The following is a 17,186-nucleotide window of genomic DNA, read 5'->3' on the forward strand; positions in this document are numbered from 1 at the left end:
GTTCTAAACTTTGATAGAATTAATTAAAAATTTAGATTTCAAGTGTAAACAATGAGAAGCGCTAATATTCGACGTGATGGCTACTTAAAATTTCTGAATACATGGCAAGACCGTGATGTCATTAAAGTGCTTTCGGGTGTACGTCGCTCTGGAAAATCCACCTTGTTAGCGATGTTTCAACAAGACCTAAAAGCACAGGGTGTACAAGCCGAAAACATCATTGCCATCAACTTCGAATTTATGGAATTTGAAGAACTCACAGATTACCGTAAACTACATGATTATGTACTGTCTAAAGTTGATAAAAGCAAAAAAAACTATGTTTTTTTAGATGAAATACAACATGTTACTAATTTTGAAAAAGTAGTCGACTCTTTATATGTTCGAGATTATATCGATTTATATATTACAGGTTCAAACGCATTCTTTCTGAGTGGAGAACTTGCGACTTTACTCACAGGACGCTATATCGAGCAACATGTTTTACCCCTTTCATTCCAAGAGTTTAAACAGTGGCATATTGAAAATAATCCGATCATCCAACAATTATCCAATCGTGATTTGTATGCCATGTACACGCACAGTAGTTTCCCCTATACGCTTGCCATGACCAGCCAGCAGGAAACCTATGATTACTTGCAAGCGGTCTATGCCAGTGTAATGTTTAAAGATGTTATTCCCCGTTTGAATACGGCCGATATTAACTCTCTCGAGCGTGTCGCAAGATATTTGGCAAGCGTGACAGGCTCACCCATTTCCATCAATAAAATTAAAAATACCTTTGTTTCAAGTGGGGTTAAAATCTCATTTGAAACAGTAAAACGCTATATTCAGGGCTTACAGGACAGTTTGCTATTTTATAGCGCCGCACAATTTAAAGTACGCGGGCGTGAGTTATTACAATCCTCTGAAAAATACTATTTAGTTGATGTCGGATTGCGCCGGATTATGTTGCCTGATGCTAATGCTGATCAAGGTCATATTTTAGAAAATGTGATTTATCTTGAGCTTGTCAGACGAGGTTATACGGTCTATGTAGGGCGGGTTGATGAATATGAAATTGATTTTGTTGCTGTCGATACTTTACAGAATTTAACTTATTATCAGGTGGCATTAGAAACGCTCAATGAGGAGACACTCAGCCGAGAGTTACGTCCATTACAGAAAATTTCTGATTCGTATCCCAAGTATTTACTTACCTTAGACACGATAGGGACTGAAGCGAATTATAATGGTATTGTAAAAATGAGTGCTCTCGATTGGTTGCTATCTGAAAATAAGTAAAGTTGAGGGTAGACATGGATACTCTTATTTATTAATTAAAACTCAAAGACTTTTCAGCATCATTCAAGAATGTATTCAAGCATAATTTCTGCTCCAATTGTGATGGATCGATTTACCTCGATTCGATTGAGTCAGACTATCATGAATGAGCCAGAGTCGCTTACTGAAAGTAGCGAGAATTGCGCTGGAGTTTCTGAAGGATATTAATTCCTTAGTTTGCCCATTCATCCATCTGGGCATTTTTTTTGATTAAAATACAATGTTGTTTTTGCTAAAAAATGACGGCACCCACAATAAAACACAATATTCCAAAAATAATCCAAGGCCAGATCTTTGTCTTCGGTTGTTCTAAATTCTGAGGATTATATTCCGTGTGTTCTAGCGATGTCGGTTGTGGAACACGGGTCTTTTTAGAGTAAGGCTGGTGTTTAGAGTAAGATAGTCCCGTACCTGGAATACCGACACTGGTTCGCGTACCTTTTTTCCCAATATTTAGAGAAGCACCAGGTTTGCCAATGCTGGCACTGCTGATGCCTTTATGGGTCAGATTAATTTTAAAACCCGGGAATAATTTAATACTTTTACGAAATCTAAAACCCATATTACTCTCATTCTAAAACTTAGCTCAATTCACGCGCTATACCAGGATCCATGATCTGCTAGAGATCGTACTTTGACGGCTATCATCAGGATACTAGTATATTTTTTATCTGATGATTGCAATACTACCTTTAAATACCGTCAAAAATGTTTACTGTATATTTGCTGTGGGGTAATCTTAGAAATATTATTTATTGACTGATTGGTATATGACGACAGATAAGCATGAAGTGCTTCTTCGAATGCGAGCCATCGAGCTGCTTGCTTACTGGGAAGGCCGTTTGGTTACCAATCGTTTAATGAGCTGGTTTGGGCTGAGTCGACAGCAGGCTTCTGCGGATATCAAGCGCTATAATACGCTGTATAACCCCGATGCCTTGATTCATGACCCCTCCGTAAAAGGCTATGTGCCTAAGGCCAGCTTCCAGCCTGTACTGACTACAGCGCATATCAATGAATATCTCAATATGCTCTCGGGCTTGGTCAGTGAATCGCATGCGCTGATTGCGATGCCAGAACCGAATCTTGCAGCAGTTCAATTACCTGATCGCAGTGTACGTCCTGAAGTGATTCGGGAAGTTTTGCGTGCCTGCCGCAACCAAAGTACTTTAAAAATGATTTATGCCTCGATGCAGAATCCGCAGTGGCATGAACGCATGATTTCCCCACATACCCTGGTGTATACCGGTTTTCGCTGGCATGTCCGTGCCTATTGCCATCAGAGCAAGCAGTTTAAGGACTTTTTACTCTCCAGAATTGATCGTACACCTGTTGTGGTGGCGATTGAGTCAGTAGACCCTGCTCAAGATCAGCAATGGCATGAAGAAATTGTACTGACGCTGATCCCTAATCCAAAATTGAACTCATCACAACAAGCGCTGGTCGAAAAAGACTTCGGCATGCCTGATGGCAGATTACAGATTCCGGTGAAAAAAGCCCTGGCTCACTATACCTTGCAGCGATATCAGGCCGCGATCACGCTGGCTGAGGCGGAAGATGCCTTGAAATATACCTTAGTGTTACAAGGTTCAGATATCGAAAAGCTGTCGTCTTACCTGTTTGATCAAGCTTCATAGGAGATTGGCCATGTTAGAACAATTTCATTATGACAGTGACCTGATTGGTGGTTCCCTGATGGTGCGTGAAAGCCGGCTGATCGCGGATCTGTTATTACGAGAAGCGACTCCAGAACAATGGCATCAGGCCATTCAGATTGACAATATTCTGCAAAAAAGAACGCCTGCTTCAGCTCAACGCAATGCCACCGCTATTCGTAAGCGTCTGGAGCGCTTAGAGCCTGATTTCTGGAAAGCACTACGTGATGGGGATGATGAGCTGGCGACCCAGGTGGCTTTTTGTAGCGCACTGGAACGCAACCTGTTGCTGCTTGAGTTTATGGAAACGGTGATGAGGGATGCCTATATCTCTCAGGCGCAATACTTGGACAGTTATATCTGGTCAGATTTTTTGGATGAACGCTCACAACGCGATCCGGATATCTGTGATTGGAAAGAGTCCAGCAAGAAAAAAATGGGGCAGGTGGTGTTTCGCATGCTGGCAGAAGCCGGTTACTTAAAAAGTACCCGTAAGCTGGAGTTGCAGCGCGTGATCGTCAGAGCAGAGCTGCGTAGCCTGTTGGAAGAACATTATAAACAACGCATTAAAAGATCTATGGAAGTGTCGGTATGGGCGCGTTAGTTGTAGAGGGGCAGCAATGAGTCAAACAATACATGAGCGTCTGAACCAGATTCCAGAGCGAATTCTTTCCACTGAGTTTCTCACTGGACAAGGATTGGGTAATGAAATTGGCTTCTGGATTTTTGATTATGCACCTGAAGATGAGTTGAAAGTGCGCGAATATCTGCATTTTCTAGACGGGATGCTGGAGAAAAAACACAGTCAGCTGAAGGTGGTGAATATCAACCTGCTGCAAGCCGTGGTGGATTATCTGGCTGAGCGTAACTTCATCGATAAAGCCATTCAAATGCAAAAAGCCAAAGGCGATGAAGCGCTGCTCAAAGCCTTAAAGGGCCCACTGCATATGGATAAGTTCGCGCCGTATCTGGTGAGTAAATATGCCACCAATGCGCAAGATATTGTGTTGATGACTGGGGTTGGGTCGGTTTGGCCACTGTTACGTGCCCATCACTTATTGAATAGTTTGCATTCGTTACTGGGGCATAAGCCAGTGGTGCTGTTTTACCCAGGTTATTACGACGGTCAAGCGATGAGTTTATTTGGAAAAATTCCAAGCAACAATTACTACAGAGCATTCAGATTGGTGCCTTAAACACGGCAAATAGAAATAAGAATTCGGGGGAATGGATTGAGATGAACATTAAAGAACTTTTTTACAAGCCATTAGATCGTGCGATAAACGGGGTGGTCAAGGCAGACCAGAATGACAATACCACGGTATATCAGGAACTCGATGAATACGTGGTCACCAATGAGCTGGAAAAGCATTTTCGGGACTTTTTCCAGTCTTATGGTACAGACCTAAGCGATCCTTCGATTGCCAATCGTGTCGGCGTATGGATTTCAGGCTTCTTTGGTTCAGGTAAATCACACTTCCTGAAAACCTTATCGTATATTCTGGCCAATAAAGTGGCACGTGACGCGGAAGGTAACGAACGCAGTGCTGCAGAATTCTTTGATGAAAGCAAAATCCGTGATGCGTTTATCCGTGCGGATATTGGCAAGGCCGTTAGCCATCATGCCGATGTCATCCTATTTAACATCGACAGTAAAGCCAGTTCCAATGATGACGGCAATCCGATTCTGAATGTGTTTTTACGCGTGTTTAACGAGTATCAGGGTTTTAGTGCCGATCATCCACATATTGCACATATGGAACGTCACCTGAGCCAGAAAGGGGTGTATGAGCGCTTTAAACAGGCTTTTGAAGAATCTAGCGGCATGTCTTGGCTAGAAGAACGTGACGGCTATCAGTTCTATCAGGATGATGTCGAAACCGCAATTTCCCAAGCCCTCAACTTATCAGCAGAAGCGGCACACAAGTGGTTTGAGGATTCTGAGCAGACTTTTAGTGTTTCGGTCGAAAACTTCTGTCAGTGGGTGAAAGAATACCTGGACAGCAAAGGACCCCAGCAACGCATGTTGTTTCTGGTGGATGAAGTGGGGCAGTTTATTGGCAGCGATACCCGCTTGATGCTGACACTGCAAACCATTACTGAAAACCTGGGTACGATCTGTAAAGGCCGCGCTTGGATTATCGTCACCTCACAGGCAGACATCGATGCTGTTTTAGGTGAGATGTCTTCTTCCAAAGCCAATGACTTCTCCAAGATTGCTGGACGTTTTAAAACCCGTTTATCACTGTCCAGTTCCAATACCGATGAAGTCATCCAGAAACGTTTATTACGTAAAACCCCGGAAGCTGAAGCATTGCTCAGATCGGTGTTTGAGCAAAAGGGCGATATCTTAAAAAATCAGATTACCTTTGACCGTTCAGGCCCAACCCTCAAGAACTATGAGGGGCCAGAAAGTTTTATTCATAACTATCCTTTTGCGCCGTACCATTTCCAGCTGGTGCAAAAAGTATTTGAAGAAATCCGTAAAGTCGGTGCGACCGGTGCACACTTGGCCTATGGTGAACGGTCCATGCTGGATGCGTTCCAGATGGCCGCGAATGCGATTGCTACAGATGAAGTCGGTGCCCTGGTTCCTTTCCACCGCTTCTATACTTCAGTCGAAGGTTTCCTGGATACTGCAGTGAAGCGTACCATCGACCAGGCAGGGCAGAATAAGACCCTGGATGGTTTTGATGTGCAGATGCTGCGTACCCTGTTCATGATCCGCTATGTCGATATCATCAAAGGTACGCTGGATAACCTGGTGACTTTGTCGATTGAGAAAATTGATGAAGATAAGCTGGCATTGCGCAAGCGGATTGAAGAGAGCCTGCAGCGTCTGGAAAAAGAGAGCCTGATTACGAGGAATGGCGATGAGTTCCTGTTCCTGACCAATGAAGAACGTGATATTACCCGAAAAATCAAAGCCACTGACTTAGCAGCTTCAGAAGAAAATAAAGAGTTAGCCAATCTGATCTTTAAAGATTTACTGCGCGATCAGAACAAATACCGCCATCAAGCCAACAAGATGGACTATCAGATTGGTCGTTTCCTAGATAGCCATAGCCTGGATGGGAAGTATGAGAGCGATTTGAAAGTTGAAATCATTTCTCCACTAGATACGGAATATAACCTCTACACTGAAGCTTACTGTATTGGTAAAAGTACTCAGGCCGAAGGGCAGATACTGTTTAAACTGGCAGACGATAAACAGTTCTTTAATGAACTGCGCACCTGGCTGAAAACCAATAAATTCATCCGCTTAAATGATGATGGCACTCAGTCCGATATTTCCCGTATTCTGGCAGACCGTGGTCGTGAGAACCAAGAACGTAAAAAACGCCTGCGTGTCCGGGTCGAAGAAATGTTGCTGGAGGCGGAAAGTTATGCCTTGGGTCAACATCTACAACTTTCATCTTCAAGTCCAATCACCAAGCTGGATGAGGCCTGTCGTTATCTGCTGGAAAATACTTATACCAAACTGAGCTATCTGCAGGTCTATCAGCAGGATGCCTGGCGTGAACTGAACGCCGTCTTGACTGTCGATGATATGGCGCAGCTCGGATTGTCTCTGGATGGCGGTCAGAGCAATCCCAAAGCCCTACAGGAAGTGGAGCAGTACATTGCACTACGGGCCACTGGTACAGAGCGTATTCTGGTCTCGGATGTGGTGGATCGTTTTGCCAAACGTCCTTATGGCTGGCCGGATGCCGAGATTTTACTGCTGGTGGGTCAGTTGGCGGCAATGGGGCGGATTTCACTGCAGTTAAATGGCGGCAGCTTACAGTTAAAAGATGCCTTTGAGCCTTTACAAAACAGCCGCCGTCGCCGTGATGTGTCGATCATTAAAAAACGCCAGACTGATGATCAGGTATTGAAACAGGCACGCCAACTGACCCAAGACCTATTCTCGGCCATGGGGCCAGCGACTGAGAAAGAGCTGTTTGAATTCTATACCCAACATTTTAACAACTGGTTAGCCAACTTTAAGTCGTACAAAAGCAAAACTGATGTCGGGCAGTTCCCGGGCAAGAAAGTGATTGAAAAGTCGATTCTGACTTTGGAGCGCTTGCTGGCTAATAGCGACAGCTTCGATTTCTTTAAGGCCGTGGTTGAGAACAAGGACGACTATCTGGATCTGGAAGAAGATTATCGTGATATTCATGAGTTCTTCACTAACCAGATGCCGAGCTGGCAGCAACTGCAACAGGCCTTACGTCATTTTGAGAAAAACAAACAGGCGCTGGGCAGTGATGAGGTGGCAAAAAAAGCCCTCTCCGAATTACATCGTATTTTCACCCTTGAATCGCCCTATGGCCTGTTAAATAAAGTGGCTGATTTGGTTCGTACAGTGGAAAGCGTTAATGAGCAATTGCTGACTGAGAAGCGTAGCCATGCGGTAGAGCAAATTGATGACAAGATCAAACAGTTAGAAGCTGAGATTAAAAACAGTGGTATTGCTACCGCTGAGCTGAGTAACAAGCTATTACGCCCACTACAACTGCTCAAAGCGGATATTGAAGTGGAAACTAGCCTGTCCACCATCTATATGTTGCAAACTCAAACCGCCGTGGAGCGTTTTGATGAAGCCTTGTATGAGTTGGAAAGCGAACTTCAGACGGAAATCCAGCGTCAGGCCAAAGCGGCACAACTGGCTCAGAGCAAAGCAGAGAGTGTAACCAACACTGCAACCACCGCCAGCCCAATTACATCAACACCTGCTGCGAGTCCGGTACAGCCTGTGACAGCCGTAGTGCCACCGAAACCCGTGGTGGAAGTCGATGTCGCGAGCATTTACAGCAAAAGCTCAAGTAGTGTCTATCTGGAAACAGAAGAGTCAGTAGATCAATTTGTAGACGTACTCAAAGCTGAATTGAAAAAAATCGTGAGTGACAAAAAGCGTGTGCGTATCCGCTAACTTGGGTTAGGGATATCGGCATCAGTCATTGATTAAAGGTTTAAAGATGAATACCAGTAATATTAAAAAATACGCACCGCAAGCACGTAACGATTTTATCGCAGCGATGCGCAAGCAGGCCGCCAAATACGGCATCACCGCAGACAGCATTTTACCGGCTGAACAGAAAGGCGACTTGCTGCTGATTGGCGATCAGGTTTTTCCGCTATCCGTCATGAAACCTCGTGAGAAGCTGATCAAACGCATTCAAACCAGCAGTTTTGAGCAGACGATTGATTATATCGCTTACAGCTGGTTTAACCGTCTCTGTGCGATTCGCTACATGGAATGCAAAGGCTTACTCGATCATGGCCGCCGTGTGTTGAGTAGTGCTGATGGCAGTGCCGGCTTGCCACAGATTTTGGAAGAATGTCTGGATATCGACCTACCGGGTTTAGATGCTAGCCGTGTGGCTGAGCTTAAGCTGGATGGCAATAAAGACGAAGAGCTGTATCGTGAGCTGTTACTGGCTCAATGTCATGCGTTGAATCAAGTCATGCCACTCTTGTTTGAACAGGTTTCTGATGAGTCTGAACTACTGTTACCGGATAACCTGACCAAAACCGATTCGTTGATCCGTGATTTGGTCAGCAGCATTCCGGAAGAAGATTGGTCGGATGTGCAGATTATTGGCTGGTTATATCAATTCTATATTTCTGAAAAGAAAGACCAGGTGATTGGTAAAGTCGTCAAGAGTGAAGATATTCCTGCAGCGACACAGTTATTCACCCCGAACTGGATTGTGAAATACCTGGTACAGAATAGTGTCGGTCGTTTATGGATGATGGCGCAGCCGGAAAGTACCCTGGCCAGTGAGTGGGAATACTATATTCAGCCAGCGGAACAGACCGATGAAGTCAATGCCCAGTTAAAACAGCTGATTAATGTACGGATCAGTGAAGATGGCGATACTTTAAATCCTGAAAGCATCACCGTGCTGGATCCTGCCTGTGGTTCGGGGCATATTCTGGTGGAAGCTTATGATTGCTTAAAAGCGATTTATTTAGAGCGTGGTTACCGTAGCCGTGATATTCCACGTTTGATTCTGGAAAATAACCTGTACGGGATTGATATTGATACTCGTGCCGCACAGCTCGCCAGTTTTGCATTGTTAATGAAAGCGCGTGAGGATGACCGCCGTTTATTTAGCAATCCACCAAAGCTGAATATTATTGCGTTACAGGACAGTCAGCCGGAACGTTTAGAAGCATTCAGTCAGGATTTGGCAAGTACTGGTATTGCACAGGCAGATTTAAAAGAGTTGCTGGACTTGTTTGAACATGCTTCTACTTTTGGTTCTTTGATTCAAATCCCTCAAGCATTCGCTAAAAAGCTGTCTGATTTAGAAAGCAAGCTGAATAAAGCATTAGAATCAGGCGATATTTTTGCGCAACAGTCAGCACAAGAGTTATTGCCTTTAGTACAGCAAGCTAAATTACTGGCTAAACAATATGATGCCGTGATTGCCAACCCGCCGTATATGGGCGGTAAAGGCATGAATACAGCACTTAAAGATTTTGCGAAAAAGAAATTCCCTGACAGCAAGTCAGATATGTTCGCTATGTTTATAGAGCGTTGCCAAGCCCTTTCTAAAATATCTGGGGAAACAGCGTTTGTAACACCTTATGTGTGGATGTTTATTTCTTCTTATGAGGAATTACGAAAAAAACTTGTTTCTGAAAATACAATTAAGTCACTCATTCAACTTGAATATAATGCGTTTGAACCAGCATGTATTCCTGTGTGTGCCTATACGATATCCAAAGCTCATGTAAAAGACTATGTGGGTAGTTACATTAAATTATCTGACTTTAAAGGTCATGAAAATCAAGCACCGAAAACTATAGAAGCGATTAACAATCCTGATTGTGGTTGGTTTTTTACTGCTAAACCAGATGATTTTAAGAAAATACCTGGAAGTCCTGTGGCTTATTGGGTGAGTGATAAAGTGCGGAGTACTTTTCAATCAGGGATGTCTATACAAAGATACGCTGTTCCAAGACAGGGTTTGGCAACAGGGGATAATGAAAAATTCTTAAGAATTTGGTATGAAGTAGATCATAAATTATTTTCTATAAGAATCGATAGTGATTTAAATAATTCGAAATGGTATCCATGTAATAAAGGTGGTGCGTTCCGTAAATGGTATGGCAACAATACTTATGTTGTGAACTGGCAAAATGACGGTTATGAAATAAAGAACTTTGTAGATGAGAATGGGAAGCAGCGCTCTAGACCTCAGAATACTAGTTATTATTTTAGAGAAGGTGTGAGTTGGTCAACTATAAGTAGTTCAGCTTTGTCAATGAGATACTCTCCCAAAGGATTTTTATTTGAAACGAAAGGTTCTGTTTGTTTTCCAGAGAATAAATTGCAGTTAAATCTAGTTTTAGCTTTGATGAACTCCTATGTAGTAAAGGAATTATTATTGGCTATATCTCCAACTTTAGATTTCCATGAGGGACCTATTGGAAAAGTACCAGTAATCACAGAGTTGGAAAGTTCAACAAAAGAATATGTTGATATTTTAGTAAATATAGCCAAAAATGACTGGGACTCCTATGAAACTTCATGGGATTTCGCTCAAAACCCAATTATTCGTACTAACCAATCAACCTTAGAACAAGCCTTTAATGCATGGCAGCAGCAAAATACTGACGCCGTGGCTGAAATGAAACGTCTTGAAGAAGAAAACAATAAGCTGTTTATTGAAGCCTATGGTTTACAGGACGAACTCACACCCGATGTTCCAGATGCGCAAATCACCCTCACCCGAGCTGACCGTGAAAAAGACAGCCAGCGTTTAGTGTCTTATGCCCTTGGCTGCATGATGGGACGTTATAGTCTAGATGAACCAGGCTTGATCTATGCCCATGCAGGCAATCAAGACTTTGATGCCAACCGTTATCAAAAATTCCCAGCCGATGCGGATGGCATTATTCCACTGACCGAAATGCATTGGTTTGAAGATGATGCAACACATCGTATTCGAGAGTTTTTAACTGCGGTTTGGGGCAAAGATACATTAGATGCCAATATGCAGTGGCTCGCAGAAAGTTTGGATAAAAAAGCCAGTGAAACCGCTGAAGATACAATTCGCCGTTATCTTGCTAGCAAGTTTTATAAAGACCACATGCAAACCTATAAAAAGCGTCCGATCTACTGGTTATTTAGCAGTGGTAAACAGGGGGCTTTCCAGGCGTTGGTGTACTTGCACCGCTATAACGAAAGTACCTTGGCGCGTATGCGTACCGAATACGTGATGCCACTGATTTCAAAAATGGCAGCGATGGTTAATTCTTTGCAAAGTGAAATAGAAAACAGTGATTCAGCTGCTGAAATTAAACGTAAAGAGAAAGAACTACAAAATCTGCATAAGCAACAGGCTGAACTGAGTAGCTTTGAAGAAAAACTGCGCCATTATGCCGATCAGCGTATTTCGCTGGATCTAGATGATGGGGTGAAAGTGAACTACGGCAAGTTTGGGGACTTGTTGGCTGAAGTGAAAGCTGTGACGGGGGAAAAGTGATGAATAGCTTTTCTTCCACACTAGATTATGCAGAGGTGGTTGCATGAACTTAAGTCAACTACAGCAAGGCCTGGAACAAGCCTTTTATACTGAACAGCACCGAATTGTCTTTTGGTACGATGCAGAGCATTCATTTACTGAAGAAATCAAAGCCCTAAAGCTAAATGATGTCCAGATTTTGAATATGGCAGAAGAGTCGAGTTTGGCGATCAAGCTTAAACTGGAACTTGAGGATCAGCAGGGTAAATACTTGCTGTATTTCCCCAGTGCTGAGCCTGAAACCGAAAAAGACTGGTTACTGGACATCAAGCTGTATTCACGCAGCTTCTATGCCGATCGTTTCTCGATTATTTTCAATGAGCTGGGTTTACAGCAGCAGAGTCTAAGAGAACATCTGGCCAAACGTGAAGAATTCCTTAAAGCCAAAGCCCGTCTGAGTACATTGAAACGCTATATCCAGTCTGATGCAGATGAACAGGATCTGGATATGGCCATGATTGCGGCTGTGGTCAAAGCTGACAGTGCCGAACTCATGCATATCGTTCTAGCACTAGCAGATGAAATGGTACAGCAGAACCTGGCTCTGGAAGTCAATCCGGAATCGTTTGCTGAACTGGAAAAATTCCAACTGGTGCCAGCTTTAGTCACCGCATTACAGGCGGAAATTGGTTATCCAGCATCGGTTGAAGAATTGAATGGGGAAGCACCATTCAAGCTCGGTACGTTCTTTATCCGTTTGATGACTACAGGTTTCTGTGAAAGCCTGGGCGATATACCGCTATGGGCTCAGGAACTGGTGATGTCATCCGTCAGCTCCCGTGCAACAGCCAGAGCCTTTTTGTCGCGCTGGAGAGACAGCTCCAAATACTACCCAACCTTCGATACACTCTCCCAGACCGTGGCTAATGCACTGCGGATCCAAGAAAAGGTCGGGGCTTTTGATCTTGAGCAGCTGCTCGATGTCATGACTTTTGAAGTGATTGAACAAAAGATCATTGTTGATTTGGCCAGTCATATCCCTGCAGCAGCCAAAGCTGAACTGGAACATTTCAGAACGATTATTTCTACCCGTCTGGATGGCTATTGGGCGTCCAAACATAAGGACGATGCAACCCGCCGTAAATACCGCACCGTCTATACAGCGTTGCAGGCAGCGATTGAGCTGTTCAGCCTGCGACTGCTGTTTGATGCCGGTTTCTATTTCGACTCTAGCGAAGCCTTGTATAAAGCCTACGAGCAGGAGTTGTATCGCTTTGATATGGCCTATCGCCACTACAGTGCTGCTTCTCAACGCGCTCATGTCGATATCCTGAAAAAACTCGATGAAGAAGTCGAAAATTGCTATTCCTACTGGTTTATTGACCACTTGGCACGAAACTGGGGCGAGCGTGTAGAAGCTGAGCAACGCTTGAATGTCTGGAAAGTGGCAGATATCCCAAATCAGCAGAACTTCTACGATACCCACGTCAGACCCTTACTCAATTCTGCAACGAAACGCCGTATTGTGGTAATTATCAGTGATGCTTTCCGTTATGAAGCTGCGGTAGAGTTGCGTGATCGTATCAATGAAAAGCGTTATTCTGAAGCGACCTTGTCTTCACAGCTGGGTGTTGTCCCAAGTTACACCACACTTGGCATGGCCTCGTTGTTGCCGCATCAGACTTTGGAATACAAAGAGGCCGCAGGGGATGATGTTTTAGTAGATGGGCAATCTAGCAAAGGGACTGCAGCACGATCCAAAATTCTGGCTGCCTATAATGGATTGGCAGTAACCGCTGAAATGGTAAAAGGCTGGTCGCGTGATGAAGGCCGTGAAGCGCTGAAAGACTATGAGTTGATTTACGTTTATCACAACGTGATTGATGCACGCGGCGACAGCGCCTCGACAGAATCAGAAACCTTTATGGCGGTGGAACATGCTATTGAAGAACTGACTGAACTCAGCCGTAAAATTTTAATGCACTTTAATATTTCCACCCTATTGATTACAGCCGACCATGGCTTCTTATTCCAGCAAAGTAAACTGGAATCTGCGGATCGTTCAAGCTTGACTGAAAAACCTACCAATACATTGAAGAGCAAAAAACGCTATGTGATTGGGCATGGTTTACCAGAGAGCAAGGAAGCCTGGAAAGGCTCAACCCAAGCTACGGCAGGCACATTATCTGCGACTGATTTCTGGATTCCAAAAGGGGCGAACCGTTTCCATTTTGTAGGAGGCTCACGTTTCGTGCATGGCGGCATCATGCCTCAGGAAATTGTGGTACCGGTACTGATGGTAAAACAGCTACGTGGTGAAAAGGCTGGACAGCGGACCAAGCGTAAAGTTGAGGTCATTTCTACCAAATCCACGCTGAAGATGGTCAATAACATCCAGAAGTTTGATTTGATGCAAACCGAAGCTGTCAGTGAGCTGGTCATGCCAGTGACTTTATCCATTGCCATTTATGATGGGGATCTTAAAGTTTCCAGTGAAGAAACTTTGACTTTTGATAGCACTACCGACTCTGTTGCGGAACGGGTAAAACAGGTCAGACTGTCATTGTCCGGTACTGATTTTGACCGTAAGAAAGATTACTTCTTGGTACTGAAGGACAAAGACCTAAATATCGAAGTGCAGCGCTATAAGGTCACCATTGATTTGGCATTTACCGATGACTTCTTCTAATAACGAATTAACGATAGAGCGTAGCCTACATGGAATCTGCTAACGATAAAGAACTGGATCAGCTGCTGAATGAACACTTTGCTGGGCGGGTGGTACGTAAGGATCTGACTAAACTGATCAAAGAAGGGGCTAACGTTCCTGTCTATGTACTCGAATACCTGCTAGGGATGTATTGTGCCTCGGATGATCCTGAGATCATTGAGCAGGGACTACGTAACGTAAAGACGGTGCTGGCAGAGAACTATGTACGACCTGATGAAGCTGAGAAGGTGAAATCCCTGGTTCGTGAACGTGGCAGTTATAAAGTCATTGATCGGGTGACCGTAAAGCTGAATGAGCGTAAGGACAAATACGAAGCATCATTTAGTAATCTGGGCATCAAAGATGCCGAAATCTCGGCAGGCATCGTCAAAGAGTATGAAAAATTACTTGTTGGTGGTATCTGGGTCATTGCTACGCTCAGTTATTATTTTGAAGAAGGGCAGACTAGTTCTCCATTTGGGGTGAGCTTACTCAAGCCGATTCAAATGCCGAATATGAATATGGATGAACTCTTCAGTGGCAGAGCAGCATTAAGCACTGATCAGTGGCGCGAGAGTTTAATCCGTTCCATCGGCATGGAACCGGCTTCGTTAAAAGAGGACGTGCAATGGCACCTATTAGCGCGTATGGTTCCGTTCGTTGAAAATAACTATAACGTCTGTGAACTGGGACCACGCGGTACCGGGAAAAGCCATATTTACAAAGAGTGTTCACCGAATAGTATTTTAGTCTCTGGTGGGCAAACGACTGTCGCCAACCTGTTCTATAACATGAGTAGCCGCCGTATTGGTCTGGTGGGCTTATGGGATGTGGTAGCTTTTGATGAAGTCGCCGGTATTTCCTTTAAGGACAAAGATGGTGTACAGATCATGAAAGATTACATGGCCTCAGGATCTTTTGCTCGTGGTCGTGAACAGATGGAAGCCTCAGCTTCGATGGTTTTTGTGGGTAATATTAACCAAAGTGTTGAATCTTTGGTGAAGACTAGCCACTTATTGGCTCCGTTTCCTGAAGCTATGATCGATTCAGCATTCTTTGATCGCTTTCATGCCTATATCCCAGGTTGGGAAATTCCAAAAATGCGCCCGGAATTCTTTACCAACCGTTATGGCCTGATTGTTGATTATCTGGCTGAATTCTTCCGGGAAATGCGCAAGCGCAGTTTTGCGGATGCCATTGAGAAGTACTTCAAGCTAGGGAATAACCTGAATCAGCGTGATGTGATCGCCGTTCGCAAGACGGTTTCTGGATTGATGAAGCTGCTTTACCCACACGGTCAGTTTAATAAAGAAGATGTACGGCAATGCCTGGAATATGCACTGCAGGTGCGCCGTCGGGTCAAAGAACAGCTGAAGAAAATTGGAGGGATGGAATTCTATGATGTGCATTTTAGCTATATCGACAATGACACTCTAGAAGAGCATTTTGTTTCGGTAAAAGAGCAGGGTGGAGGTGGACTTATTCCCGAAGGTCCTGCTAAACCAGGCTTCCTGTATACCATTGGCCTCAGTAATAAGGGCATGCCAGGCTTATACCGCTTAGAACTGCAAGTCACTAAAGGTTCAGGAAAATTGGCCACATCAGGCTTATGGAATTCAAGCAGTGCCAAGGAGCAGGTCAAGATCGCATTTGACTACTTCAAGGCCAATGCATCCCGGATCTCGGGGGGGAGTAAGGTGCTGGAACATGATTTCCACTTACATGTGGTTGAATTACAGAATACCGGGCCGCTCAGCCATCTTGCCTTGCCAAGTTTAGTGGCTTTCGCTTCAGGCCTGTTAGGACGATCGGTACAAAGTCAGATGGTGGTACTGGGTGATATGAGCTTGGGTGGTTCAGTGACACCGGTGGAAAGTATTGCCGAATGTCTGCAAGTTGCTTTTGATGCGGGTGCCAAGAAGGTTGCTTTACCCATGAGTAGTGCGGCAGATATCCCAACGATTCCTGTGGAACTGTTTACCAAGTTCCAGACCAGCTTTTATGCAGATCCGGTGGATGCGGTGTTTAAAGGGTTAGGGGTGGATTAATTTCATATCTGTCTGGAAGAGTTACAGTAGATTGTTTTAAATTCAGTTTCTCAAGTTTAAATACCATGTTGTAAAAGCATAATACTGCCTCTTTTAAAGAGCTAGTATTTTTAGGGGGGATTACCCTTCATTTTCTCTTGATCAGATATCTTGTACTTTGACAGGATTTTGTTGATCTAAATATTTTTGATACCAAACACGTAGTGTTTCAGGAGTACAGCCAATTTTAGGAGCAATTGCGGAAACTGCTGCCCAATTCGATGGATAATCTTTTTCGGATTCAATCAATAATTGAACCGCTCTTTCTCTGATTTCAGGGGTCAATTTTACTTTGCCATTTGTAAGGTAAAAGGGGTCAATTTTAGAATGCCGTTGACAATGTATCGCCTTTTGAGTTTGAAGCAATGTACAATGATAAGATTAACCCGTTAGGTCAGGTGGCCTAACTTAAATAAAAAGTCTCCGACAAACCCGGTACGGTTCACCCGTATTAATAACATCTGCACCCTTTAGTCCACCTGAGTCTTTTTTAATTGCTTTTGATGGAAGTCCTACTGCACGTATTTGTGTAGACAAAATTGCAAATAGTCCTTTATTAAAAACCCTGACAGCTCATGTGGTATATGTTGGTAAGCTAAATAGTGATATGACATCACAAGTCACTTGGGCAAAAGAGCTACTTGTAAATAATGGTTTTGATGTAATTGATAGCATGCTTGACGGTGATGTTGAGAAATCTATATTGGATTATCAAGAAAAAAACGTTATTGATATGATTGTGATTGGTGCATATGGTCATTCAAAGATACGCCAGTTTTTTATTGGTAGTACGACGACCAAATTGTTATCAAGCTCTATAAAACCTGTACTTTTATTGAGATAAGACCTAAGGCGTTAAGTAGATATTCTATCTATTTAACGCCTTGTATTTATCATTCAATAGAGCAAATAGAATTATGAAAATGGAATTATTTTAGCTTACCTA

Annotated in this window: 9 protein-coding genes and 2 pseudogenes; 9 read left to right on the forward strand and 2 right to left on the reverse strand. The window is 43.7% G+C overall.

Annotated features, from left to right (window positions below; all coding sequences use genetic code 11):
• Nucleotides 1-51 precede the first annotated feature (51 nt).
• Nucleotides 52-1,284 carry an ATP-binding protein gene (locus ACRAD_RS15770; RefSeq protein WP_005021600.1) on the forward strand — a complete coding sequence of 411 codons (1,233 nt, stop codon included), beginning with the start codon at nucleotides 52-54 and terminating at the stop codon, nucleotides 1,282-1,284.
• 271 nt (nucleotides 1,285-1,555) lie between these two features.
• Here the strand turns inward: ACRAD_RS15770 and ACRAD_RS15775 are convergent, their stop codons facing one another.
• Nucleotides 1,556-1,885, reverse strand: a complete 330-nt coding sequence (locus ACRAD_RS15775) for a DUF4236 domain-containing protein (RefSeq protein WP_004726791.1) — start codon at nucleotides 1,883-1,885, stop codon at nucleotides 1,556-1,558.
• A gap of 208 nt (nucleotides 1,886-2,093) precedes the next feature.
• Between ACRAD_RS15775 and ACRAD_RS15780 the strand changes: the two genes are divergently transcribed.
• Genes ACRAD_RS15780 through brxL form a run of 7 tightly spaced genes read left to right on the forward strand, consistent with a single transcriptional unit; the run spans nucleotide 2,094 to nucleotide 16,201 of the window.
• Nucleotides 2,094-2,960, forward strand: coding sequence for a WYL domain-containing protein (locus tag ACRAD_RS15780; protein WP_005021602.1), 867 nt, complete (start codon nucleotides 2,094-2,096; stop codon nucleotides 2,958-2,960).
• Between the two features lie 10 nt (nucleotides 2,961-2,970).
• Nucleotides 2,971-3,582 carry a DUF1819 family protein gene (locus ACRAD_RS15785; RefSeq protein ID WP_005021604.1) on the forward strand — a complete coding sequence of 204 codons (612 nt, stop codon included), beginning with the start codon at nucleotides 2,971-2,973 and terminating at the stop codon, nucleotides 3,580-3,582.
• Between the two features lie 16 nt (nucleotides 3,583-3,598).
• The gene (locus ACRAD_RS15790; RefSeq protein WP_002010699.1) at nucleotides 3,599-4,174 is read left to right on the forward strand and encodes a DUF1788 domain-containing protein; all 576 of its coding nucleotides are present in this window, start codon (nucleotides 3,599-3,601) and stop codon (nucleotides 4,172-4,174) included.
• 41 nt (nucleotides 4,175-4,215) lie between these two features.
• Nucleotides 4,216-7,896 (forward strand): BREX system P-loop protein BrxC, encoded by a 3,681-nt coding sequence (brxC, locus tag ACRAD_RS15795; RefSeq protein ID WP_005021608.1) that lies wholly within the window; start codon nucleotides 4,216-4,218, stop codon nucleotides 7,894-7,896.
• A gap of 46 nt (nucleotides 7,897-7,942) precedes the next feature.
• Nucleotides 7,943-11,464 carry a BREX-1 system adenine-specific DNA-methyltransferase PglX gene (pglX, locus tag ACRAD_RS15800; protein ID WP_005021610.1) on the forward strand — a complete coding sequence of 1,174 codons (3,522 nt, stop codon included), beginning with the start codon at nucleotides 7,943-7,945 and terminating at the stop codon, nucleotides 11,462-11,464.
• 43 nt (nucleotides 11,465-11,507) lie between these two features.
• Nucleotides 11,508-14,132: a BREX-1 system phosphatase PglZ type A gene (gene pglZ / locus ACRAD_RS15805; RefSeq protein WP_005021613.1), complete on the forward strand. Its 2,625-nt coding sequence runs from the start codon at nucleotides 11,508-11,510 to the stop codon at nucleotides 14,130-14,132.
• 29 nt (nucleotides 14,133-14,161) lie between these two features.
• Entirely contained in the window at nucleotides 14,162-16,201 is a 2,040-nt protein-coding gene (brxL, locus tag ACRAD_RS15810) for a protease Lon-related BREX system protein BrxL (protein ID WP_005021615.1), read from the forward strand.
• A 125-nt stretch (nucleotides 16,202-16,326) separates the two neighbouring features.
• On the opposite strand, the pseudogene ACRAD_RS15815 reads toward brxL, so the two are convergent.
• Nucleotides 16,327-16,561, reverse strand: a pseudogene (locus tag ACRAD_RS15815) (hypothetical protein); the annotation flags it as partial.
• 124 nt (nucleotides 16,562-16,685) lie between these two features.
• Here ACRAD_RS15815 and ACRAD_RS15820 point away from each other — a divergent pair.
• Nucleotides 16,686-17,084: pseudogene (locus tag ACRAD_RS15820) on the forward strand (universal stress protein); the annotation flags it as partial.
• Nucleotides 17,085-17,186 lie beyond the last annotated feature (102 nt).

The sequence above is a fragment of the Acinetobacter radioresistens DSM 6976 = NBRC 102413 = CIP 103788 genome (assembly GCF_006757745.1).
GTDB lineage: Bacteria > Pseudomonadota > Gammaproteobacteria > Pseudomonadales > Moraxellaceae > Acinetobacter > Acinetobacter radioresistens.

What these genes read in the sequence shown, in the direction of transcription:
- ACRAD_RS15770 (WP_005021600.1), top strand. Translation starts at nt 52, where the DNA reads ATGAGAAGCGCTAATATTCGACGTGATGGCTACTTAAAATTTCTGAAT.
- ACRAD_RS15775 (WP_004726791.1), bottom strand. Translation starts at nt 1,885, where the DNA reads ATGGGTTTTAGATTTCGTAAAAGTATTAAATTATTCCCGGGTTTTAAA.
- ACRAD_RS15780 (WP_005021602.1), top strand. Translation starts at nt 2,094, where the DNA reads ATGACGACAGATAAGCATGAAGTGCTTCTTCGAATGCGAGCCATCGAG.
- ACRAD_RS15785 (WP_005021604.1), top strand. Translation starts at nt 2,971, where the DNA reads ATGTTAGAACAATTTCATTATGACAGTGACCTGATTGGTGGTTCCCTG.
- ACRAD_RS15790 (WP_002010699.1), top strand. Translation starts at nt 3,599, where the DNA reads ATGAGTCAAACAATACATGAGCGTCTGAACCAGATTCCAGAGCGAATT.
- brxC (WP_005021608.1), top strand. Translation starts at nt 4,216, where the DNA reads ATGAACATTAAAGAACTTTTTTACAAGCCATTAGATCGTGCGATAAAC.
- pglX (WP_005021610.1), top strand. Translation starts at nt 7,943, where the DNA reads ATGAATACCAGTAATATTAAAAAATACGCACCGCAAGCACGTAACGAT.
- pglZ (WP_005021613.1), top strand. Translation starts at nt 11,508, where the DNA reads ATGAACTTAAGTCAACTACAGCAAGGCCTGGAACAAGCCTTTTATACT.
- brxL (WP_005021615.1), top strand. Translation starts at nt 14,162, where the DNA reads ATGGAATCTGCTAACGATAAAGAACTGGATCAGCTGCTGAATGAACAC.